The sequence below is a fragment of the Rhodococcus sp. T9N genome, assembly GCF_024436645.1.
Taxonomy (GTDB): Bacteria; Actinomycetota; Actinomycetes; order Mycobacteriales; family Mycobacteriaceae; genus Rhodococcus_F; species Rhodococcus_F qingshengii.
Genome location: NZ_JAMSKS010000083.1, coordinates 1 through 21,846 on the forward strand (window position 1 = coordinate 1; position 21,846 = coordinate 21,846).

The window sequence follows — 21,846 nt, forward strand, 5'->3', positions numbered from 1 at the left end:
CTCCCGCACGGTCCACCTCCTACCGGAACAACACGCGGCGCGAAGGTGGAGCCGTCACGGAAATTGGGCCAGAACCTGAATCTTGATCCCTTTCCGGCATCTGAAAGTTGACCCCTGCGTGCGGTTATGCGATCAGGTCTCGGTTTTCTGACTGGGCATCGGACGGCCGAGATCACGATCCTTGAGGCGATAGCTGTCACCTTTGAGCGAAATGACATCTGCGTGATGGACCAGCCTGTCGATCATCGCCGCGGCCACGACCTCGTCGCCGAACACCTCGCCCCATCTATCTGGGGTTGGCACTTGTTCGTCTCCGTGGAAACCCGCAGCTCGCCTCAGCACCTCGCTTGTCGAGTTCCATGTAACCGAGTTCGTCCAGCAAAAGTAGATCCACTCGGCCGTAGCGGGCGATCGTGCGGGCGAGTTGTTTCTCGTCGGCGGCTTCGACGAGCTCGTTCACTAATCGGGTGGCGAGGACGTATTTGACGCGGTAGCCCGCTTCGGCGGCCGCCGCGCCGAGCCCGATGAGTAGATGCGATTTCCCGGTTCCGGAGTCCCCGATCAAGCACAGGGGTTGGCCTTTGCGGATCCAGTCGCCGGTGGCGAGGGTGCCGATGGTGGCGGGATTGATGTTGGGGTTGGCGTCGAAATCGAAGTCGGCCAACCACTTTTCGCGAGGGAACCCTGCTCCCTTGATTCGCCGCACCACACTTCGCCGGTCACGGTCGTCGCATTCGGAAAGCAGCAACTCCGCCAGAAATCCGTAGTACGAAAGCTGGTCCTTGCGGGCGGCAGTGGCGGCGTCCGCGACGACGGCACGGATGGTGGGTAGCCGTAGCCGGCGGCAGGCTTGATCGACTGCGGCGGTGGCGGCTTCCTCGGTTAAACCTCGGCGGCGCAGCGTGGTGGAAACCGTGACGGGTGGACGAACCATGTTCGGGCCTTCTTTCACTCGGCTCGGGCGGCGGATGGGGCGAGATTGCGGCGTTCGGGGAGTCGCAGGAGTTGGTCGTAGTGATCGACCGTCGGTGCGGGCCGAGAATCGGCTGGCAGACCAGCGATGATCGCTGCCGGATCGGCGAGACGGCGTTGGGTCAGGCTGACAACGCGTTGCTCGCGGCCGTCGCGACGAGCAACGAGATGACGGCCTGAATCAGACCCACCCGCATCGACCTCCGATGATGCGTGTCGGCGGGCTTCGACCGCGACGACATCAGCGGTCACTGCACCCACGGTCAGCGCGGCTTCGATGCCCGCGATTACGTCATCGCTATCGATGGTGCGGTGCAGGAGCAGGACATCGATGAGTTGGCGGGTTCCGCCGGCGTCACCGTCGGTTTTGCGGGCCGCCGCCCAGAACGCGTCATGAGCGGCGGTGAACGTCCCGTTTCTGCGGGCTGCGGCCAAAGCGCTGGCCCCTGGCAGGGCACCGGGTTTGGTGCGCAGTACTTCCAGGTAGTGGTCGAGATCGAGGCTCTGACCGCCCCGGGCGATGACCCGTTGATGGCGAGCGATCGCCGCCCGTCCGTCGAAGACCACCACTTCCGATGCCCGCAACGACACCCGCACCTTCCTGCCGATGAAACGTGCTGGGACAGAGTATTTCGCCATCCGCACCGTGATCAACGCTGACCGATCGACCCGCGGTTCCAGCGACAATCCAGGATCGAAGCCCTCGCCTGGAACAGGGCGCAGAAGCGGTGCTTCGACGGCGAAGTCCTGCCCGACAGTGCGTATCCGGTCATTGATGCGCCGACTGTCGTCGGCGGTGTCCCAGCCGCGGATCTTCTCGTTGAGCTCATCGAGGGAGTCGACAACAGGCATCGGGGACAATCGGTTTCGGCGGAACCGGCCCACCTCGCCCTCTACACCGCCTTTTTCGTGCGCCCCGGAGATACCAGGCTGGCAGTAAAACGGGTCGAACCCGAAGTGCGAACGAAACAGCACCCACCGCGGGTTCTCCACACGAGCACGAGATTGCCCGTAAATCACTTTCTGCACTGCACTGGTCAAATTGTCGTAGCGAATGTGACGGGTCGGGACACCGCCGATCTCGTCGAACGCGGCGATATGACCTTCGAGGAACGCTTCCTGCCCTTGGGTCGAGTACACGCGGTGCACGGATTTCCCCGAATGCGAGAGCCGGAAGGCGAACATGTGGCATTTCGTTTTCACCCCGGCCAGGATCACCCATACTTCACCGAAATCGACTTCCGCTTCGGCACCGGGTGCGTGTTCCTGCGGGACGAATACTTCGATGCGGCGTCCGGCTTCGACGTCGATCTGTGCTCGCCGGACCCGCACGTAGTCACGCACCGTGGAATACGAAAGGTGCTGCGCTCCATGTTCGTCGGCCAGCCTGGCGAGGATTCGGCGGGCCGTGTGGCGTTGTTTTCGTGGTGCGTCGATATCGGCGGTGAGCATGGCGTCGATCGCGGCTTTGAACGGATCCAGTTTCGGGGAACAGCGCACCGGGATCTTTCTCGGTGGCGGCTCCGCTTGCGCCAACGCCATCCGCACCGTTGCCCGGCCGACCTGGTGGCGGCGGGCCAACTGCCGGATCGAATACTCCTCGATCCGGGCGTCACGTCGAATTCGGGCGAACAACTCCATTCGAGTCTCCATCACTGCCCTCCAGCAGTTGCTGGCATCCGAACAAGCCAGATGGCACCAACTCTGAGGTGGGCTCAGCTCAAACCGTCATCATCGGTCCGGCGAGTCGCAGATGGGTCTGGGTCTGGCCGTCACGGTGGTCTCGACTCAAGCTGTCATAAACAGATGTGTACCCGTCAAGTGCTATGTGGTGAGCGCGGTAGTACCAGAACCAACGGTCCGGGCCGACGCGCAGCAGCTTCGCGATTGTAAGCGGCTGGTCCGAAGATAGGGTCGCGGTCGACCATTCGTGTTGCATCCAGGAGGTAGCTGCTCCGACGGGATTGTCGAATCGGCGAAAGTCCAGCCTTTCGCCGACAACGGCGATGTTCACGTCGTCATGCAGTTCCGGGACACCGTCCGTCACGCGTAGGTGAAGGCCTGCAATACCGAATTCACGGTGAGCGATGACCGTTGCGGATTCCAGGCGGTCTGCGTCCAGTTCTCCGGTCAACTCGGCATACTGCGCAATGACGTACGGGGTTGTGGGGTCGAGCGTCTGCGCGAAATATAGAGACCGTTGCGCGGCCGTCAGTGACGTCATACTCGGGCCCGGATAACGACGATTTCCTTGATGTCCTGTCCAGGTTCGATGACGCGCATCGACTCGAGATATGTCCTGCGCGACAACTGGGCTGTACCGTCCCAGCTGTGTGCGGGGCCGATTCGCGGCTTCCGGTTGCATAGCGACGGAACGTTAGGTGGGGTCGCTATGACGAGGTCGTATCGACGACCGCGCAACAGGGGCAGGAGGCCCCCACAGCTGACGCGGATTCTGGCGCCATGGAACTGTCCGCTCAACCACGGGCAGACTGCAGCGCGGCGTGAGATGTCGGCAGCGAAAACTGATTCGGTGCCGGGACCGGCTGCACAGGCGTTCACAGCGCCACGACCGGAGCGCGGGTCGAGTACCTGGGACGAAGCATCCATGTGTTCGGCGAGTGCGGCATCCGAAATCAATCGGGTACGGCTTTGTGGTGCATACACTCCGGGGAATCGAATCATCACACTGCGCTCCTGTCGTCGACTCGCTCTAAGGGGATTTTTGCGCCTGTTCCTTCCGCACGGTCCTTGCTCCGCTCTCACCGATTCGATAGACGTAGCAAGGGGAGTTGTGTTCGAGCCGTTCACTTGCGTCGGTGGTGATCGGGACTAGGACCACGGTGACCTCTGTCGTCAGTGCAGGCAATATTTCGAGTCGTATGCGTGCATTCGGCCAGAGAACTGTACAGAGAACCAGAATCGCGGAAAGCGGAACGAGCACGACGACACAGCGGACGAGAAGTGGACGCGCCGACAATCCGCCGATCCTGGTCAGTCCCACGCAGACCAACGTAGGGAGCATTTCTTGGAGAGTTCTGGGGGCACGTGCTCGCGTGGATTCTCTTGCCGGAGTGCATTGCCGTCCCGACCTCGCGCACTTTCAGCCGGCTGCCGGAAGGATGAGTTCGAAGGCGGAGCCGACCCCTGGCGTCGATTCGATAATGACTTCGCCGCGATGTGCATGTGCGATCTCGCGGACCAACGACAATCCGATTCCGTATCGGCGCGAACCTGCAGGCTGCATCTCCCCATGCGAGAACCTGTCGAACAGAATGGGGACGACCTCGGGAGCGATCCCGATTCCGGTGTCGCTCACACGGACTTTGACCTGATCACGATCACGTTCGACACGGAGAAGGACGTGACCGCCCGGTCGCTCATGCGCCAACGCATTATCTACGAGCGCGAGAACAGCGCGGCGCAGAGCAGATTCGATCCCCAGGACCACAGGTTCGCCCGTACCCGACTCACTGGTTTCGACGGAGACCCCCGATTTCTGGGCGTGATCTGCGACGCTGCCGCGCACTTGCTCACAGACCGCCGCCATATCGACCCGATGCCTCGACTGTCGTCTGTCATCCATCGACGCCGCCATCAAAAGATCTTCGATCACTTCGCCCAGAGCGCGAGTGTCGTCGACCAGTCCGTTCAATTGAGCTACCAGCTCGAACGACTCGATCGAATTTCCTCGACGGGCCAGAAGTTGTGCGCGAGTATGCAATACGGTCAATGGTGCGCGGAGTTCATGCGACGCATCGGCGACAAATCGTCGCTGCAACTCGAGAGCCTGGCTCAGCGGCCTGATCGCACGCCGTGACAACAGAAACACGACACCCACGGATGCAGCAATACCGGTGATTTCGGCGAATCCGAGCGCCAGGAGAAGTCGCTGTCTGCCGGTTTCGTATGGCTCGAGTGCTGCGACAACTGCCACACGGCCTTCGGCGCCATCCGAGACGAGGGCGCGATAATTTTGAGCTGCACTGCTGAAATCGGTATAGCCGACCGGCGAGTCGAGGAGACCAGTGGTACCACGAGGTGCGCGTGGGCTGACAGCAACGGCACCATCGGCCGAGCGGAATGCGAGCGACATACCAGGGGGCGGATCATCCGCATCGTCCGCCGTCGCCGCAACCTCGGTCAGTGCAGAGCGGATTTGACGATCCTGTGCCCGCGCGTAGCCGAGGTACGATACGGCTCCCACGATCAACAACACGGCGCCCAGCGCGACGGCAGCCTGTATCGCCGCGGATCGGCCGGCTCGCCGTAGACGCGCCTCGTCGCCGAAGCCAGTGGTAGATCCTCGGTGGCCCTTGACTTTTCTGCGGCAGATCATTCTCCGAACCGATACCCGAGGCCGTGAACCGTTGCGATGACATTCCGGCCGAGCTTACGTCTGAGGTAGTGAACGTAGGTATCGACAGTGCCCGGGGTGTCTGCGCTTCCGAACACGTGCTCGAGCAGTTGGCTGCGAGAGAAGACTTGTCCAGGTGACGCGCACAGAAGTCCGATGAGTTCGCTCTCTCTTTCCGACAGTGAGGTCACCGAACCGGACGCCGTGTCCGTGGCTGTCCGGTTGGCGCGATCGACTTCCCATCTGCCGACGTGGATCGGACTGGCCGAGGCGCGGCGGCGAAGCAGGGCGCGTATTCGAGCCAGCAATTCGGGAATCTCGAAGGGTTTGACCAGATAGTCCTCTGCGCCGGCATCGAGCCCCTCGACACGATCAGTGAGGGCACCACGTGCAGTGAGGATCAACGCGGGGACGCTAGAGTCGCGTGCTCGGAGGGTCCTGAGTAACTCGACGCCGTCGACGACCGGCAAACCTCGATCGAAGACGAACACGTCGTATGCCCGTGTCAGCGCCAAATGAAGGCCAGCTTGCCCGTCGTGCGCGACATCGACATCGTGCCCTTCGTCCTCGAACAAGTCCGCGAGCAAGCCCGCTAGTTGCCGATCGTCCTCGACGAGAAGAATTCGTGGGTTCGGGGCCATGAGTGCGAGCCTGCCACGTCTGTTCTGAGAACTCTCCAAGATTGTGTCTGGATCGTGGACGTCAGAGCCAGCGAGGGGTGTTGCGCCGACTCACAGCGGCTTCACAGCGACCGTCCAGGTGTGTATCAGCACCGAGGCCGATTGTTGAGTTCTTCATCGAGCATTTGAGAGCGGGCATCAGATGAATACACCGGAAGACGGATTCCGAAAGGTACGAGCAGTCACCGGAACCCTCGTGGCATTGGGAGTGGTCGGGGTCATCGGCGGAACGGCCCTTGCTTACTCCGATACCCAAACGGTGGCGACTGTGACGACGGTCAACGACATCCCTTCCGCTAACTCGGGCGCGGGCACTGCCTCCACCCCGACGTCCACAACTGCAACACCGCGCCTGTCGAGCGGGAGTTCCGGCGCTCACGGCTCCCACGCTCGATCGGCCGGATCGTGACCGCGGTGTCGCCTGTCGCGAGGTCGGAGTGGACGTTATGGGGAATCGAGGCGTCGATAGTGGTGACGGACCCTGAATCTCTCCTACCGGCCAGGTTGATCGTGGACGAATACCTAAACCGAATAGAATTGGCATGCAGCCGATTTCGCGATGATTCCGAGATTCGGCTGATTGAGAATGCCCGAGGTATCCCGGTCGAAGTGAGCAGCACTCTCGCACGCCTACTCCGAACAGCGCTTGATGGCGCCCGGATCACAGAAGGCGCGGTGGATCCAACCATCGGGGCGGCGATGATCGCACTCGGTTACGACCGCGACTTTGCACTGATCGAGGGCCGGGAGGTACCGATCCGAACGTCATTCGTCTCGAACCCACTGTGGAGTTCGGTCCGACTTGACGGGCAAACCGTCACTGTCCCGGCCGGTGTTCAACTCGACCTTGGAGCAACAGCGAAGGCGCTGGCGGCGGACGACTGTGCACTAGCAGTCAGCGCGAAGCTGAATTGCGGAGTGTTGGTGTGTCTGGGAGGAGACATCGCCACAGCAGGCCCGTCACCCGACGGTGGTTGGACAGTCCTGGTGCAAGACGGCGACGACGCTCCTGCCAGTAACGTCGTTCTTCCTCCGGGAGTGGCCGTCGCCACCTCGAGCACCAGGAAGCGCCGGTGGTCGCAGAACGGTCGAAACGTGCACCACATCATCGATCCTCATAGTGGTCGCAGTGCAGATGGCACATGGCAGACGGTCACTGTTGCAGCCAACAGTTGCGTGTCGGCCAACCTCGCAAGTACTGCGTGCGTTGTACGAGGGTTTGCCGGTGCGCAGGAGCTCGAGATCGAAGGTTTGCCGGCGCGGCTGGTGGGCTCGTCGGGTGAGATCCGTCTGCTGAACGGGTGGCCGTCAGATCGCGAGATCGTCAGTGCCAGGGAGGGTTTATAGCCATGGACGAGGCATTCTGGGCGTTCGGGCGTGGGACAGGAGTTACCGCCCTTGCCTTCCTCACGGTGTCGATGGTGCTCGGAATCTTCACACGCTCGGGGAGAGCGCTTGCGGGGCTTCCTAGATTCGGGGTACAGAACGTACACCGGGCCGCAGCATTGATCGGGCTCATATTGGTCGTCGTTCACATGCTGTCACTTCTCGCCGACCCGTACGCGCAACTTCAACTCGTGGATTTCATCTTCCCCTTCCTAGGTGACTACCGACCTGTCTGGTTAGGACTGGGCACTCTCGCATTCGACATTCTCCTTGCAGTCTCACTCACCGGAATGCTCCGAAATCGCATCGGGAACAGAACCTTTCGACTAGTTCACTGGGGCGCATACGCACTGTGGCCGATCGCACTCGCGCACGGACTTGGCAACGGTACCGATTCCGGGCACGCATGGTTTCTCGCGATCACCGTTGGTTCGGCGATCGCGGTCGTCGGATCAGTGAGTTGGCGGCTTCGGACCGACTTCATCGAGTACGCGACCTTACGTACTGCAGAACGGACATGACATGACCATCGGACTACTCGCCGCACGTTCACCCGACCTCGCCACGCACACAGCACTCTTCGGCCCTCTCCCGAACTCCCTGCAGCCGGGCACCTTGACGTGTCTACTCGCAGATGCCGAACTCGCAGGCAAGGGGGGAGCGGCGTTTCGTACGGCGAGCAAACTCGATTCCGTCACCGGAAGGCGCGTGGTGGTGATCGCGAACGGCAGCGAAGGGGAACCGCTCAGTCAGAAGGATGCGGTACTTCTCGAACATGCACCCCACCTCGTGATCGACGGATTGCTGCTGGTCGCGCACGAGACGAGTAGTCGAGAGATTTACCTTTATGCGGGAGAACGTCAGCTCCGGTTCGTGCGGCAAGCATTGGAGGAGCGGCGGAGCGCTGGATTCGGTGAGCTTCCCGTCAACCTCGTCGAGTCTCCGACAACTTTCGTCAGCGGCGAGAAGTCAGCTGTGATCGGGATGATCGAAGGGGGAGGAGCCCTACCTCGAGATCGATTCGCTCACAACACTTCATCTGGACTTCGCGGGCGGCCGACAGTAGTTCAGAACGTCGAGACCCTGGCGCACATCGCACTGATCGCCCGATACGGACCTGAGTGGTTTCGCTCGCGCGGAGTCAACGGTGGAGTGGGGACGATGCTGGTAACGATTTCAGGCGATGTGGCAGTCGGCGGTGTCGTGGAGGTGCCGATGGGGATCTCGGTGGCGAAGTTGGTGTCCGGGTATTCCCGCACTGATTCGGCAGGTGTGCGTGCTGTCCTGATCGGTGGGTATCACGGTGGTTGGATCGATGCGGTGGAGCTGTCGGCAACCATCATGTCAACCGCGTCGCTGGGCTTTGTCGGCGCCTCCCCGGGCGCCGGTGTCATTCACGTGCTCGACCACTCACGTTGCGGCTTGCAGATTTCGGCCGATATCGTGCAGTATCTCGCCGGTCAGAGTGCACGCCAGTGCGGGCCCTGCGTCAATGGATTGCCTCGACTGGCCCAGGCACTCTCTGAGGTTGCTTATCGGGAAGGCCGTACTCACAGTGAAGATTCAATCCACTACCTGGCAGATCTGGTCGACGGTCGTGGTGCGTGCAAACACCCCGACGGTACAGCGCGATTTGTGAGGAGTTCACTGCGTGTATTCGGGCGGGATCTCCGGTTGCACGCGGACGGTCGCTGCGAGGTCGGCGCGCATATGGAGGCCACGCCATGAGTAGGAGGGTGGGCAAAGTCCTGCATATCGATTGGACTGCATGCGACGGTCGCGGACTGTGTACAGAATTGTTGCCGACTTTGTTTGGGCGTGACGAGTGGGGATATCCGTTGGCGCATGACCGCCAGCGAGAGTCGCACGTTCCCACAGAACTCGAATCGGATGCTGAGCGCGCTGTTAAGCTCTGCCCTACTGCAGCTCTGCGACTCCTGCCGTAGGTGGGTTGATCTGTCATGAGGATTTCGGACAATGGAGATGACTAATTTCAGGCCGCGATCGCGAGCTGCTGATGACTATCAGTGAACCTCGTTCGGAGGCCGGCAGTCGAGCGTCGAGTGACGACGTCGCGGGTTGCAGAAACCTTCGATGTATCCCACAATATCTTGTCGCGCTTGATCTTTCGTTGCGTCGACGGTCCGGAAGACGAACTCGTTCTTCAGCGCGGGGAAGAATCTTTCGGCCGTATTCCTGTCCCAGCACACCCCGTGCATCCCATAGATGATCGCAGCTCCAGGCCGGACATCAGGTGACGAAATGCCCTGGAGTTGTATTGATTACCGCGATCCGGGTGGAAAACAGCTCCGGGTTCGATAAGCGTGGCAGCAGCAGCAGCAGCACCAGCAGTCGCTTTCGTCAACGCCTACGCGGTCAGGTCGATGCGCATATGGTCTGCGATCGACCACCCCACAACCTTTCGGGAGTTCAGCGGGTAAGCCCCAAAGTTCGAAGCTTCGTAACTAGTGTTTGCAGAATGCCGCGACTGATTCATCTGAATGGGGCCTCCGGTATCGGGAAGTCGACGATTGCCCGGATGTACGCCGACCGTCACCCCGGAGTGCTTAACCTCGACACCGATCATGTGGTCAGTCTCGTCGGTGGATGGCAAGACAACTTCTGGACCGCCTTGGTTGCGGCAAGAGAGCTCGCCGTCAGCATGGCGGCAACCCATTTGCAGAGTGGGCACGATGTGGTGATGCCGCAGCTAGTTACCCGAATTACCGAAATCGAGGACTTTGAGGTGGCGGCGAAAACTAGCGATGCCGAGTATCTCGAGGTCGTACTGATTGGAAGCAAAGAACAGGCGCTCGCTCGATTCGCCGAACGAAGTACGCACTTGGAGATCACCCATCAGCAGCAACTCGACCAGGTGATCGTGCAGAACGGAGGAGATGGACTTCTTGAACGAATTCACGACCATCTCACCCAGTACCTGCGAATTCGCTCGAACTACCTCGTAATCGACGCCGACCGTTCCACCGCAGAGGGAACCTACGAGTCATTGATCGCAGCACTCGCAGCACTCGCAGCACTCGCAGCTAGTTGAGCCGAGATAGAGGCAAGTGCATCGAGGGAAGCTCGATCGCGGCCGCCTCACTGCACGCGACTGCATTTGGACCTACCGGGCGTCCCGATTGGCGTTGGTCAGTGCACGCGGGGCAGTGCGATCCCGTATCTGCTGTCAGACTCCTGCAACTCCGAGTAGTTGCCCTACGGCGTAGGTGATGATCATCGCGAGGGCGCCGCCCAGCACCACACGAACTACCGCGCGACGGGGATTCGCTCCGCCCAGACGCGCGCTCACCGCGCCGGTCAGCGCCAACGCAAGCAGGACCGCGACGAAGGTGACAGGAATCCGAGCCCCAGTCGGTGGGGCGAGGATCGCGATCAAGGGAAGCAACGCTCCCACCGTGAACGATATTGCCGACGACAGTGCCGCGGAGATCGGGTTGGTCAACTCGTCGGGGTCGATACCGAGTTCGATGTCGACGTGTGCGGCGAACGCGTCGTGAGCGGTCAACTCCTCCGCGACTTTGTGGGCGGTTTCCTCGCTCAAGCCCCTGGCCTGGTACATGGAGGTCAACTCGTCGAGTTCTGCACCGGGCGTCTGCTCGAGTTCGCGGCGTTCTTTCTCCAACAGGGCGCGTTCGGTGTCACGTTGAGTGCTCACGGACACGTATTCGCCGAGCGCCATCGACACAGCGCCGGCGACAAGACCTGCAACACCGGCGGTCAGGATCGGGCCGCGGTCGGGTGAGAGGGCCGCGACACCGACGACGAGGCCTGCGACGGAGACGATGCCGTCGTTGGCTCCGAGTACCCCGGCGCGCAGCCAGTTCAGCCGCGAGGACACACCAGCGGTGTGTGGTTCGTCGTGAGCCGGTCGACGGTTTTCGCTGTCGTTGTCGGCTCCTCCTGATGAGCTCGGCGATCGAGGCGAATCTGTCATGACGGGCCGGGTTTCGTGAATTGTGCTGTGGCACGGGTATCGCCGTTGCACACGAACCACGCGGTGCTCGTTTCTGCGTGGTGGGTGGTTCGGATTTCGACGGTCTCGTCGATGGTGATGGGTTTCGTGTATTCCAGAACAGCTCGGTACGGAGCCTTTGGCAGGGACGGATGCCTTCTCTGCGACGCTTCGGCCGGTTGCCAGTACACGGCGTTGTTGACGTGATCGAATGGATCGATATCACTGGGCCGCAAACAGAATTCGGTACCCGCAGTGTTTGGCGCTACGTCGGTGATCCATCGTCGCCAGGTGAGGCGATGCTCGTCGGTTGTCGTGGCGAGCGGCGCCATGAAGTCATCGCTGATTCGAGACGGCATCCCGTTCTGTGGATTGATGTTGATCCAGAATCCTTCGGTTTCGATCAAACCGCCGCCGTCTGATTCGATACGCACTCGCATGGTGCACCAGCGGCTCGAGAGGGCGGAACACCATCGATGTAATCGTACGGTGTCGGGCCAGCTGATCGGTCTGATGACGTCGATGACCGTTCGACGTACCACCCACAGTGGGTGGGTCTGGGCTGCGCCGTTTGCTTCGAGGTTGTCGAAACCCAAATCTTGCAGGTAACGGGCTATGGCGTCGAGTCGTAGGCTTCGGTCCGGGTGGATGTCTCCGGTACGGACGGGCCACGAGTTACTGAAGACTGCCCCTTCGGAAGGGCGCGGTGCGAGCGGATCGGACTGTGACCCTCCGCGGTTCGCGGACGTGTGTGGTGCCGAGGTTGTCACGGGCAGAGCTCTTTTCGTTGTTTGTTCTCGGCTGGTCTATCCGAGTTGGTCGTTCCACACGGCTTTCGCTCCGCTCTCGCCGATCCGGTACACCTGCACAATCGAGCCGGCAGCGACGAGGACGGACAGGGCAGCGATTGTGATGACGACAATCCGCCAGAGTTTCGGCGACGCCGATGTGTCGGGACGATCCGCTCGCCACGTTGCGAAGCGTGTCGAGTGAAGGACCCACCATGCGGCGGCGAGGACGAACACCCCGATGGACCAGAACAGCATCTGATCACCCAATTCGGCATGTGCCTGGACTAAAGGATCTTCGGGGATTTGGTGTTCGAGCCATTCACCGGCGTCGGTGGTGATCGGCACGGCTATGAGTGTGATCAACGCGATCGCTGCTGGTGCCAGTCCCAGTCGGATTCTTGCAGCGGGCCAACATACCGCGAGAACGAGCAGTAGTGCTGATATCGGTACGAGGACAACGACGAGGTGGACTAGAAGTGGGTGTGCGGGTAGGCCGCCGATCGTGGTCAATCCCATATTTGATCTCCCGATCTCGTGCAACGACGCGAAAGTCAGCCGCGTGTCACGCGGCTCCGTGTCAACGTATCGACTGATTCTTGGAGAGTTCTCGGTGGAAGCCTATGTCCTTCAGAGGGGCAGTGCAGAGTTAATCCGTGCTCGCACGGGGCGTTTGCGTCATCGAACCCCGCCGGTCACATAGGGGGTCGAATTGCAGCTACCGGGGTATCCGCAGAGTGAGGCCTGCGGGAAGCGCTGATGGAGGGCAGCGCCGACGATGCGGCCCGCCGGGAAAGACGATCCTGGAAGTACCAAGGGCAATTCGAGGAGCCTTGACATGGTCAAATCCGAAGACCCAGACATGCGGTAGCCGGTGAAGAAGCCGCCGAAGTGGTCGCCGCCCCACGGCCGAGCGTGAAGTATGCCGTCGAGGCGATCGGGACATTCTTTCTGGTGTTCACCGTTGGGGGTGCCGCAGGCAGCGGCAGCCCGTTCGCACCGCTGGTGATCGGCGCGAGCCTGATGGTGATGATCTACGCCGGCGGCCACGTCTCCGGTGGACACTTCAACCCGGCGGTGACCCTCGCGGTGCTGGTGCGCTGCCGGATCGGGTGGCGTGACGCGGCCGGATACGCGATCGCGCAGCTCGTTGCCGGGCTGCTTGCTGCGGTGGTGGTGCGCGTGGTCGTGGATCCGGCGCGGGCCGCGGCCGTCGCGACCCTCACGCTGGCGGGTCGCACCCTGGTGCAGCGTTCGTCGTCGAGTTGTTGTTCACGTTCGCCCTGTGCTTCGTGATGCTCAACGTCGCCACCAGTAGGAGTCACCCGGACAATTCGTTCTACGGCTTGGCGATCGGATTCACAGTGATGGCAGGGGCATTCGCGGTCGGTGACATCTCCGGGGTGCGTTCAACCCGGCGGTTGCCTTCGGTGCGGTGGTGATGGGGATGTTCGCCTGGTCGACGTTGTGGGTGTACTTCGTGGCCCAGTTTGTTGCCGGTGCCGTCGCCGGTGCCGCGTTCCTTGTGCTCAATCCCGACGACAGATGAATGGCGCCGCCGACGGGACCGATCCAGGTTCCCTGGGCCGGCTTCGCCGCCGGACATCGAGAAAGCACCGCCCCACCCCCGAAAGGCACGACAATGACCGACATTGAGCCCACACCGAGGACGACGACGGATTCCGGCATCCCGGTCGAGAGCGACGAGCACTCACTTACCGTCGGACCGGACGGACCGATCCTGCTGCACGATCACTACCTGATCGAGCAAATGGCGCAGTTCAACCGCGAACGCGTCCCCGAACGGCAACCGCACGCCAAGAGCGGCGGCGCCTTCGGCCAATTCGAGGTGACCAACGATGTCAGCGGCTACACCAAGGCCGCGGTATTCCAGCCGGGTACGACGACCCCGCTGGTGATCAGGTTCTCCACTGTGGCCGGCGAACGCGGTAGCCCCGACACCTGGCGTGACCCGCGCGGCTTCGCGGTGAAGTTCTACACCATTTGATCCATCCGATCCGCTCGACATTGCCAGGTCAATTCCGGCTTTACCGAACTGTCGAGCTTTCGCCGGGGACTGACGGTTCCGGTGAAAGAACTTGAAGAAACCGGGTTTTCGTCCGAGGTTGAGTAATCCGCGTACGTACGCTGTCGACAGAAATCCGCATGCGGCATCACCTGCGACAAATGCTGGTGAGTGTCAGTGTCAGCATCTCTCGAGGTCTTTGGCGCCTTCGAGTGGCGTCTTCAGGACACAGCGTTGGTCAGCCCAGAGAGTAGGGCCGTATGACTGTGCGGCCGGTGGCCAACGACTCTCGAGCAACCGGTACGCGACTTCTACCTTTAAGGGCAGCAGTCGTCTGAGGTTCGCGTGCACCGCAGTTAGCTGCGCGCATCGACCGATGTCACTCGATGAACGGTCCCAGAGAGGACAAAATGCGCAGCGCTACATCATCCAATCCCTCAGCCGGGTCGGCGTCGGAGGCCGCGGCGGTCGAATGCGACTGTCCGGTGGCCCGCGTCCGACACCGACACCGATGCAGGCAGGCAGAGGGGGAACGGCCGTGAGCGTCGACAGGCGAATAACTTCAGGTCAAGTGTGTAGTGATCGACGCTGCAAAGGATTTTGCGGTGATCGTGACGTAGACAGTCGGAGTACACGGTGACCGACATACCGCCGACCGCCCAGACGTCGTTGCAGCGACTTCGGTCGCTGCTCGAACCGGCTCTGGTGGTGGTCACGGTGACAGCGCTGATTCTCGGCGGGATCGCGTGGGTCGTTGGTTGGCGTGCGATCGCCGAGGGGTGCTGGGTGGCAGGAACGCTGGTCGCCGTGGTGCCCGCGCTGGTCTGGGTGATTGTGGCATTACGCAACGGCCGGGCGGGAGTGGATCTGCTCGCAGTGTTGTCGCTGGTGGGCACTCTGTGGGTCGGCGAGTACGTGGCCGGTGCGCTGATCGCGGTCATGCTGTCCACTGGGCGTGCCTTGGATGCGGCCGCACAACGGCGCGCGTCGCACGACTTGCGGGCCCTGCTCGAGCGTGCGCCGCGGTCCGCGCGCCGGCGTATCGGCGACGTGATCACGGTGGTGCCATTGGACGAGGTCGTGGCCGGTGACCTGCTCGTGGTCGGCCCCGGAGAAGTGGTCCCGGTGGATGGCCGGGTCGAAGACGCGGTGGCGGTCCTCGACGAGTCGGCGCTCACCGGTGAACCACTTCAGGTTGAACGCGCGGTCGGTGAACCGGTGCGCAGCGGTGTGGTCAATGCCGCGACCGCTTTCGAGATCCGAGCCACCGCAACCGCCGACGCGAGCACTTACGCCGGGATCGTGCGGTTGGCGCAGCAGGCGGGCGCCGACAGTGCACCGATCATTCGGCTGGCTGATCGCTATGCAGCATGGTTCCTGCCATTGGCGCTCGCTGTCGCCGGCGCCGCGTGGCTGGCCAGTGGGTCAGCGGTACGAGCGGTGGCAGTGCTGGTCGTGGCGACGCCGTGTCCGCTGCTGCTCGCAGCGCCGGTGGCGATCGTCTCCGGCTTGTCGCGGGCTTCGCGACAGGGTGTGGTAATTCGTAGCGGCGGGGCGCTGGAGAATCTCGGCCATGCGACGACGCTGGTGATGGACAAGACCGGCACGCTGACCGCCGGTCGACCCGTCGTCGTCGACGTCGTGGCGGCGCCCGGCAGCGACACCCCCGAGATCCTGCGACTGGCCGCCTCGGTGGACCAGATGTCACCCCACGTGCTTGCCGAGGCCATCGTCACCGAAGCCCTCGCACGGCACCTGTCGCTGTCGTTGCCCGTCGAGGTGATCGAACACCCCGGACGCGGAGTCACCGCCACGGTGAACGGCGCCAGGGTTGCCGTCGGCAAGCTCGCCGGCGAGGCATCCGAGGCGGATTGGGCCGTGGCGGTCGTCAACCGGGCCAGCCTCGATAGCGCCGCAATCGCGTGGGTCAGTACCGACGACGAGCTCGTCGGCGCGGTTCTTTTACGAGACCCGCTGCGCCGCAACGCACCCAGGACGGTTCGGAGGCTGCGCGCTGCCGGAATCAACCGATTGGTCATGCTCACCGGTGACCGTGCGGCACCCGCGCGGGAGGTGGCCACCGTGCTGGGCTTGGACGAGGTGTACGCCAATCAGAGCCCCGCCGACAAGGTCGCTGCCGTGCGGGCCGAACGGGAACGAGCCGTGACCGTGATGGTCGGCGACGGCGTCAATGATGCCCCTGCTCTGGCTGCGGCCACGGTCGGCGTCGCGATGGGCGCCCGCGGTGCAACGGCCTCCTCCGAGGCCGCCGACATCGTGTTGACGACCGACCGTTTGGACAGGCTGGCCGACGCGATGGACATCGCACGTTGGTCACGGCGCATCGCGGTCCAAAGCGCGGTGGCGGGGATGGTGCTGTCCCTGCTGGCGATGGGTGCTGCCGCAGTCGGACTGCTGCCGCCCGCGGCGGGGGCTTTGCTGCAGGAAGGCATCGACGTCGCGGTGATCCTCAACGCCCTGCGTGCGCTGCGAGGCAACCCTGCCGCCGGGATCGAGCTGCCGGATGGCACCGACGCGATGCTGCGCCGCTTCTCCGGCGAGCACGACAAGTTACGCGATGGACTGACGCTGCTGCGTGATGCCGCCGACAATGTTGCCGCCGGGTCCGGCAAACCTGCGATCGATGCCTTGACCCGAGCCCAGAGCTTCCTCACCGAACGACTATTGCCGCACGAGGACGCCGAACAGACCGAGCTGTACCCGGCGTTGGCGACGCCGCTGGGCAGCGCCGAGGCAACGGCCACGATGAGTCGAACCCACGCCGAGATCCACCGGCTGACCGACCGCATCGGCAACCACCTGCAACTGGCTCACGAGGCCGGTGGCATCCAACCCAGCCAGGTCGACGATCTGCGGGCCTGCCTCTACGGGCTGCATGCGTTGCTGCACCTGCACTTCCTGCAAGAAGAAGAGAACTACTTCACTCTCGCCGACACCGAACTCCCCGAGGGACGAAAGACAGCACTGACCGTGCGCGCCCGTCGATACCGGGAGAAGGGAGCACGTGACATCGAAGAACGGATTCCCTCAGTCCGCGGCTGACTGGAGTGTTCCCGATTTGATGGACACGCTCAATTCCGGGAGCGCTGTTTGCGGTGCCCGGACCTCTGAGGCGGGAATTCCGTCCAGAGCTCCGGTGTTTGGCGGTGTTTCATGAACTATGTGCTCGCTTGGGTAGCGCCGTCGCAGACCAACCATCCGGTGACCCAAACGAGGTGTGGGATTGCATCGAAACTTGATGCTCTCGTCCGACCCGTTTCCGCTTTCCAGGCAGTTGTTCCGATCTCTCCTTCTCGGTGTCCCGGCCTGCACCCGGGTATACCCCCGGGGGTACTTGACATACCCTAGGGGGTATATGGCAACCTGTAGTCATCGCACTCCACAGAACAGGGAAGGTTGTCCGATGATCCTCGAGCAGTACTACATCGAGTGCCTCTCGCACGCGTCGTACCTCATCGGCGACGAGAGCACCGGCCGCGCCATCGTGATCGACCCGCGCCGCGACATCACCGAATACCTCGAGGACGCAACCCGATACGGCCTGACCATCGAGGGTGTCGTCAACACGCACTTTCATGCGGACTTCGTCTCCGGTCACCTCGAGTTGGTCGAGGCTACCGGCGCGTGGATCGGTTTCGGCGACGCCGCGGACACCGATTACCCGATTCGCCGACTGCGCCACGGCGAGCACCTGACGCTGGGGGAGGTGGACATCGAAATCCTCTCCACCCCCGGCCACACGTGGGAGTCGATCAGCCTGCTCGTTCGCGAGAATCGAGACGCTGAGCCGTCCGCTGTGCTGACCGGGGACTCGCTGTTCATCGGCGACGTCGGTCGCCCCGACCTGGCCAATCTCGGCGACGGCACCAATACCGACCTGGCTCGGGCGATGTACCGCACCGTCCACGAGAGGCTGCTGACCTTGCCCGACGCAGTGGCCGTGATGCCGGCTCACGGCGCGGGGTCGTCCTGCGGCAAGAACCTCTCTTCCGAGTTGACCTCCACCATCGGCGAGCAACGCCGCACGAATCCGTCGGTGCAGCCGATGAGCGAAGACGCGTTCGTCGCTCTCGTCGCCGACGGCCAGCCTGCGGTGCCGGGGTATTTTTCGGCCGCCGTAGCTTTGAACAAGTCGAATCGTGCACTCCTCGAACAAGATCGGTTTGTCTCCGAACTCTCACCGGGAGAGCTCCGGGTCGAAATGGCCAGCGGAACACGCGTTCTCGATGCCCGCACCCCCGACGATTTCGCCGCCGGGCATCTGCGTGGCTCGATCAATGTCGGTTTCGACGGTAGGTTCGCCGAAACCGGCGGCATGGTCGCCGATATCGGCGAGCGCATCGTGCTCATCACTTACCCGGGTGAGGAACAGGTTGCGGCAATGCGTTTGGCGCGCATCGGATCCGACAACGCGCTCGGATACCTCACTGTCGACGTTGATGGAATTTTTCCGGACGCGCTCGCCGACCTTGTCCGTACCGCGCCGCGCACCACGGTGTCCGAGCTCGAGGGTCTCCTGGCCTCGGGCGCGGTCACGTTGATCGACATCCGCAACCCCGGCGAGCGTGACTTCGGTGCCATCGACGGCGCCCGGTCAATTCCCCTCGCACAGTTGCGTTCCCAACTCGCGGACCTGCCACGAAGCAAACCGATCGTCGTTCACTGCGCCGGCGGCTGGCGCTCCTCCGTCGCCGCATCACTGTTGCGTGCCGACGGCATCGAGAACGTCAGCGACCTGGTCGGCGGATACACGGCCTGGGTCGAGCGATCTTCCGAATAGCGCCTATTCAGAAAAACTCTCGTGCCCCATACGCGGCACGACGTCTGACAAGGAGATACCAGGTGTGTTACACCACGACATGTTCTTCCTGCTCCAAGACCACTTGGGCAGGATGCGGCCAGCACGCCGACCAGGTGATGGCCGGCGTCCAGACAGCGCGGCGCTGTACCTGCACCCCTGCTCCTGACCCGGGGTCCGGGTTCTTCCGGTCCTTCTTCGGCCGCTGACCCGCCGCACCGGATGACCCGGTGCCATGACCCGGTACCCGCCCATACTCGCACCCATCACCCCCTTTTTTCAGGAGTCAACCAATGTCCAGTAACACCAAGGTCAGGGACGGCGTTCCGCCGATCTCACACGCGTCCGGCGGCGTACTCGGCCGCATGGGCGCATCGATGGCGGGCAACGCAAAATGGGTGCTCGGTGTCTGGCTGATCGTGCTCATCGCACTCGGCGCGGCCGCACCGTCGGTGTTCAGCTCCCTCGCCGGCGCCGGATGGCAGGCCAACGGATCCGAATCCGTCCAGGTCCGCGAACTCGCACAGGAACACTTCGGCGGCAACTCTTCCGCCGCCGTCCAGGTTGTCGTGCATTCCGATGACCGGACCATCGACAGCCCCGACATGCAGCGCACCCTCACCGAGGTCACCGATGTCTTCGCCGGGGACCCTCGCTTCGGTGCGATCATCGCGCCGCAGCCGGGAATGTCCATCAGCCCCGACGGGCACACCGGAATTCTCATCGCGGGCGCGAACGCAAGCACCGACGAGATGGTCAAGGCCGTTGACGATCTCAAGGGGGAGTTGACCGCCCTGTCCGGGAACGGCATCGAGGTCTATCCCACCGGCGCATCGGCACTGTGGAGTGATTTCAACAAGGCCAACCACGACGCGATGATTCAGGCCGAACTGTTTTCCTGGCCGGTCACCCTCGCGATCATGGTGCTCGCCTTCGGGTCCCTCGTCGCCGCCGGGCTCCCACTGCTGCTGACCCTGGCCGGGCTCGTCGCCTCTGCGGGCGGCCTGGTTCTGCTCAACCAGATCACCCCGATTTCCGTGTGGGCGATGAACTTCGCGATGATGTTCGCCCTCGCCCTCGGTATCGACTACGCCCTGTTCATCGTCTCCCGGTTCCGCGACGCGATACGTCATGCATCGTCGCCGCGGGCGGCGGTCGCGGAAACCATGGATACCGCGGGCAAGGCCGTCGTCCTGTCCGGAATCACGGTGCTCGTGAGCCTCTCTGCGGTCCTGCTGGTTCCGGCACCGGCCGTGCGGACGATGGCTATCGGCATCATGCTCGCCGTGTTCTTCGTCCTCCTGGCCTCGATGACTCTGTTGCCTGCCGTTCTCGGGATGCTCGGCACCAAGGTCAACGGTGGATCCTTGCCCTACGCCAAGCGTCAGGAACACCGCTCACCGAAGTTCGCCGCCTGGGGCGAGCTGCTGCACAAGCACCCGTGGCCGTTCGCCATCGGTTCTCTCCTGGTGCTGATCGCGCTGTCGATCCCGGTGCTCGGGCTCAAGGTGGCGATGCCCTCCATCGCGGTTGTCCCCTCCGACGCCCCGGTCCGCCAGGGCTACGAACTCGTCCAAGCTCAGATGGGGGAGGGGGCGCCGGGCATGTTGCAGATCATCGCCCCCGCCGCGGAGGGCGCGCAGACAGCGAAGGCTGCTGCCGCGACCGAAGGTATCGCCATGGTGACGCCGCCGCAGTCCGCACTCGATGGCAGCGATTTTGTGATGTTGCAGGCCATGCCTACCGTCGATCCGTCCGACGCACAGATGGGAGCCATCCTCGACACCTTGCGTGCGGACCTTCCCTCGGGCGCTCTGGTGGGCGGCGCACCGGCGGAGAACCTCGACCTGCAGCAAGCGCTGAACGACTACCTCCCGCTGATCGTCGGCATCATCCTGGTTCTCGGGTTCCTGCTGCTCCTGGTGGCGCTGCAGGCGCCGTTGATCGCGATCCTCGGTACCGTGGTCAGCTTGCTCTCCACCGCCGCCGCATTCGGGGTCGCGAAGTTGATCTTCCAGGACGGGCACGGCGCGTCGTTGCTCGGTTTCACCCCGCAGGGGTTCCTCGACGGGTGGGGGCCGGTGTTCTTCTTCGCGATGATCTTCGCGATCGCCATGGACTACACCGTGTTCTTGTTGGCCACGGCGAAGGAGCATTACGAGCGCTCAGGTGATCCCAAGGTTGCGCACGTCGACGGTCTGGCTCATTCGGGGCGGGTGATCCTCGCCGCTGCCGCGGTGATGGTGGCCGTGTTCTTCACCTTCGCGCTCGCTGATCCGTTGCCGCCGAAGGAGATGGGCATCATTCTCGGTGTCGCTGTACTGCTCGATGCGGTACTGATTCGGCTGATCCTGCTGCCGGTGCTCCTGCGGTTGACCGGGCATGCCGCGTGGTGGTCCCCGGCGTGGCTGCGAAAGGTATTGCCCAACATCAGTTTCTCGCACTGACAGGTCCGGATGGCGTGGTTCGGCCACTGTGACGCACAGATCTGACGAACCACCCACCCGGATATACCCATAGGGGTATATTTGAGGTTACTGATTGATCTTCGGAAGGAACTCCCATGGTCGGCGACGACGACAGCATCGCATTGGTACTCAACCGACTCCGCCGCGCGCACGGCCAACTCGCCGGAGTGATCTCGATGATCGAACAGGGCCGAGACTGCAAGGACGTCGTCACCCAGCTCGCCGCGGTCTCACGCGCACTCGACCGGGCCGGTTTCAAGATCGTCGCCACCGGCCTTCGCGAATGCATGACCGGCAACCGCGAGAATGGCAAGGAACCGATGACCGAGGCGGAACTCGAAAAGCTCTTCCTCGCACTCGCCTGAGACCGCGGCGGC

At 62.8% G+C, this 21,846-nt stretch carries 18 protein-coding genes and 4 pseudogenes; 12 read left to right on the forward strand and 10 right to left on the reverse strand.

Annotated elements, in window-relative coordinates; genetic code table 11:
* Positions 1-132 precede the first annotated feature (132 nt).
* The 6 genes and pseudogenes from istB to M1L53_RS34110 form a co-directional block, all read right to left on the reverse strand.
* Positions 133-934, reverse strand: a pseudogene (gene istB, locus M1L53_RS34085) (IS21-like element helper ATPase IstB).
* Between the two features lie 45 nt (positions 935-979).
* Positions 980-2,625: pseudogene (gene istA / locus M1L53_RS34090) on the reverse strand (IS21 family transposase); the annotation flags it as partial.
* Positions 2,626-2,692: 67 nt separating this feature from the next.
* Positions 2,693-3,196: a condensation domain-containing protein gene (locus tag M1L53_RS34095; RefSeq protein WP_058037343.1), complete on the reverse strand. Its 504-nt coding sequence runs from the start codon at positions 3,194-3,196 to the stop codon at positions 2,693-2,695.
* Positions 3,193-3,657 (reverse strand): hypothetical protein, encoded by a 465-nt coding sequence (locus tag M1L53_RS34100; RefSeq protein ID WP_058037342.1) that lies wholly within the window; start codon positions 3,655-3,657, stop codon positions 3,193-3,195. The genes M1L53_RS34095 and M1L53_RS34100 overlap by 4 nt, the downstream gene beginning before the upstream one ends.
* A 418-nt stretch (positions 3,658-4,075) precedes the next feature.
* Positions 4,076-5,311 (reverse strand): cell wall metabolism sensor histidine kinase WalK, encoded by a 1,236-nt coding sequence (locus tag M1L53_RS34105; RefSeq protein ID WP_058037341.1) that lies wholly within the window; start codon positions 5,309-5,311, stop codon positions 4,076-4,078.
* Entirely contained in the window at positions 5,308-5,970 is a 663-nt protein-coding gene (locus tag M1L53_RS34110; protein ID WP_058037340.1) for a response regulator transcription factor, read from the reverse strand. The genes M1L53_RS34105 and M1L53_RS34110 overlap by 4 nt, the downstream gene beginning before the upstream one ends.
* A gap of 181 nt (positions 5,971-6,151) precedes the next feature.
* Here M1L53_RS34110 and M1L53_RS34115 point away from each other — a divergent pair, with 181 nt between their 5' ends.
* From M1L53_RS34115 to M1L53_RS34135, 5 genes are all read left to right on the forward strand, one after another.
* On the forward strand, positions 6,152-6,418 hold the full coding sequence (locus M1L53_RS34115; RefSeq protein ID WP_058037339.1) for a hypothetical protein: 267 nt from the start codon (positions 6,152-6,154) through the stop codon (positions 6,416-6,418).
* A 101-nt stretch (positions 6,419-6,519) separates the two neighbouring features.
* A complete protein-coding gene (locus tag M1L53_RS34120; protein ID WP_231915143.1) occupies positions 6,520-7,356 on the forward strand; it encodes an FAD:protein FMN transferase in 837 nt (278 codons plus the stop codon).
* Positions 7,357-7,358: 2 nt separating this feature from the next.
* Complete coding sequence (locus tag M1L53_RS34125) at positions 7,359-7,916, forward strand: ferric reductase-like transmembrane domain-containing protein (protein WP_058037337.1); 558 nt, start codon at positions 7,359-7,361, stop codon at positions 7,914-7,916.
* Position 7,917: 1 nt separating this feature from the next.
* A complete protein-coding gene (locus tag M1L53_RS34130; protein WP_058037336.1) occupies positions 7,918-9,123 on the forward strand; it encodes an NADH-ubiquinone oxidoreductase-F iron-sulfur binding region domain-containing protein in 1,206 nt (401 codons plus the stop codon).
* Complete coding sequence (locus tag M1L53_RS34135) at positions 9,120-9,341, forward strand: ferredoxin (RefSeq protein WP_082661328.1); 222 nt, start codon at positions 9,120-9,122, stop codon at positions 9,339-9,341. The genes M1L53_RS34130 and M1L53_RS34135 overlap by 4 nt, the downstream gene beginning before the upstream one ends.
* Before the next feature lie 78 nt (positions 9,342-9,419).
* Here the strand turns inward: M1L53_RS34135 and M1L53_RS34980 are convergent, their stop codons facing one another.
* Positions 9,420-9,614, reverse strand: coding sequence for an integrase core domain-containing protein (locus tag M1L53_RS34980; RefSeq protein WP_082661327.1), 195 nt, complete (start codon positions 9,612-9,614; stop codon positions 9,420-9,422).
* 260 nt (positions 9,615-9,874) lie between these two features.
* Here M1L53_RS34980 and M1L53_RS34140 point away from each other — a divergent pair, with 260 nt between their 5' ends.
* A complete protein-coding gene (locus M1L53_RS34140) occupies positions 9,875-10,447 on the forward strand; it encodes an AAA family ATPase (protein WP_058037335.1) in 573 nt (190 codons plus the stop codon).
* A gap of 135 nt (positions 10,448-10,582) precedes the next feature.
* On the opposite strand, the gene M1L53_RS34145 is transcribed toward M1L53_RS34140, so the two are convergent.
* Genes M1L53_RS34145 through M1L53_RS34155 form a run of 3 tightly spaced genes read right to left on the reverse strand, consistent with a single transcriptional unit; the run spans position 10,583 to position 12,675 of the window.
* Positions 10,583-11,350: a VIT family protein gene (locus M1L53_RS34145; RefSeq protein ID WP_058037334.1), complete on the reverse strand. Its 768-nt coding sequence runs from the start codon at positions 11,348-11,350 to the stop codon at positions 10,583-10,585.
* On the reverse strand, positions 11,347-12,138 hold the full coding sequence (locus tag M1L53_RS34150) for an acyl-[acyl-carrier-protein] thioesterase (protein WP_058037333.1): 792 nt from the start codon (positions 12,136-12,138) through the stop codon (positions 11,347-11,349). Before M1L53_RS34150 ends, M1L53_RS34145 begins: the two co-directional genes overlap by 4 nt.
* A gap of 36 nt (positions 12,139-12,174) precedes the next feature.
* A complete protein-coding gene (locus tag M1L53_RS34155) occupies positions 12,175-12,675 on the reverse strand; it encodes a DUF2231 domain-containing protein (protein ID WP_058037332.1) in 501 nt (166 codons plus the stop codon).
* Between the two features lie 396 nt (positions 12,676-13,071).
* On the opposite strand from M1L53_RS34155, the pseudogene M1L53_RS34160 reads away from it, so the two are divergent.
* The 6 genes and pseudogenes from M1L53_RS34160 (at position 13,072) to M1L53_RS34185 (ending at position 21,834) form a co-directional block, all read left to right on the forward strand.
* Positions 13,072-13,705: pseudogene (locus M1L53_RS34160) on the forward strand (MIP/aquaporin family protein).
* Positions 13,706-13,798: 93 nt separating this feature from the next.
* Positions 13,799-14,158, forward strand: a pseudogene (locus tag M1L53_RS34165) (catalase); the annotation flags it as partial.
* Positions 14,159-14,818: 660 nt separating this feature from the next.
* On the forward strand, positions 14,819-17,245 hold the full coding sequence (locus M1L53_RS34170; protein ID WP_231915138.1) for a heavy metal translocating P-type ATPase: 2,427 nt from the start codon (positions 14,819-14,821) through the stop codon (positions 17,243-17,245).
* Between the two features lie 361 nt (positions 17,246-17,606).
* On the forward strand, positions 17,607-18,983 hold the full coding sequence (locus tag M1L53_RS34175; protein ID WP_058037330.1) for a rhodanese-like domain-containing protein: 1,377 nt from the start codon (positions 17,607-17,609) through the stop codon (positions 18,981-18,983).
* A 311-nt stretch (positions 18,984-19,294) separates the two neighbouring features.
* Positions 19,295-21,448 carry an MMPL family transporter gene (locus M1L53_RS34180; RefSeq protein WP_058037329.1) on the forward strand — a complete coding sequence of 718 codons (2,154 nt, stop codon included), beginning with the start codon at positions 19,295-19,297 and terminating at the stop codon, positions 21,446-21,448.
* Positions 21,449-21,564: 116 nt separating this feature from the next.
* On the forward strand, positions 21,565-21,834 hold the full coding sequence (locus tag M1L53_RS34185; RefSeq protein WP_054802216.1) for a metal-sensitive transcriptional regulator: 270 nt from the start codon (positions 21,565-21,567) through the stop codon (positions 21,832-21,834).
* Positions 21,835-21,846 lie beyond the last annotated feature (12 nt).

Bases quoted from the DNA above. Each gene is read 5' to 3' on its own strand.
- M1L53_RS34135 (WP_082661328.1), top strand. From the start codon at position 9,120: ATGAGTAGGAGGGTGGGCAAAGTCCTGCATATCGATTGGACTGCATGC.
- M1L53_RS34185 (WP_054802216.1), top strand. From the start codon at position 21,565: ATGGTCGGCGACGACGACAGCATCGCATTGGTACTCAACCGACTCCGC.
- M1L53_RS34140 (WP_058037335.1), top strand. From the start codon at position 9,875: ATGCCGCGACTGATTCATCTGAATGGGGCCTCCGGTATCGGGAAGTCG.
- M1L53_RS34125 (WP_058037337.1), top strand. From the start codon at position 7,359: ATGGACGAGGCATTCTGGGCGTTCGGGCGTGGGACAGGAGTTACCGCC.
- M1L53_RS34095 (WP_058037343.1), bottom strand. From the start codon at position 3,196: ATGACGTCACTGACGGCCGCGCAACGGTCTCTATATTTCGCGCAGACG.
- M1L53_RS34175 (WP_058037330.1), top strand. From the start codon at position 17,607: ATGATCCTCGAGCAGTACTACATCGAGTGCCTCTCGCACGCGTCGTAC.
- M1L53_RS34115 (WP_058037339.1), top strand. From the start codon at position 6,152: ATGAATACACCGGAAGACGGATTCCGAAAGGTACGAGCAGTCACCGGA.
- M1L53_RS34155 (WP_058037332.1), bottom strand. From the start codon at position 12,675: ATGGGATTGACCACGATCGGCGGCCTACCCGCACACCCACTTCTAGTC.
- M1L53_RS34180 (WP_058037329.1), top strand. From the start codon at position 19,295: ATGTCCAGTAACACCAAGGTCAGGGACGGCGTTCCGCCGATCTCACAC.
- M1L53_RS34980 (WP_082661327.1), bottom strand. From the start codon at position 9,614: ATGCACGGGGTGTGCTGGGACAGGAATACGGCCGAAAGATTCTTCCCC.
- M1L53_RS34130 (WP_058037336.1), top strand. From the start codon at position 7,918: ATGACCATCGGACTACTCGCCGCACGTTCACCCGACCTCGCCACGCAC.
- M1L53_RS34105 (WP_058037341.1), bottom strand. From the start codon at position 5,311: ATGATCTGCCGCAGAAAAGTCAAGGGCCACCGAGGATCTACCACTGGC.
- M1L53_RS34100 (WP_058037342.1), bottom strand. From the start codon at position 3,657: ATGATTCGATTCCCCGGAGTGTATGCACCACAAAGCCGTACCCGATTG.
- M1L53_RS34110 (WP_058037340.1), bottom strand. From the start codon at position 5,970: ATGGCCCCGAACCCACGAATTCTTCTCGTCGAGGACGATCGGCAACTA.
- M1L53_RS34145 (WP_058037334.1), bottom strand. From the start codon at position 11,350: ATGACAGATTCGCCTCGATCGCCGAGCTCATCAGGAGGAGCCGACAAC.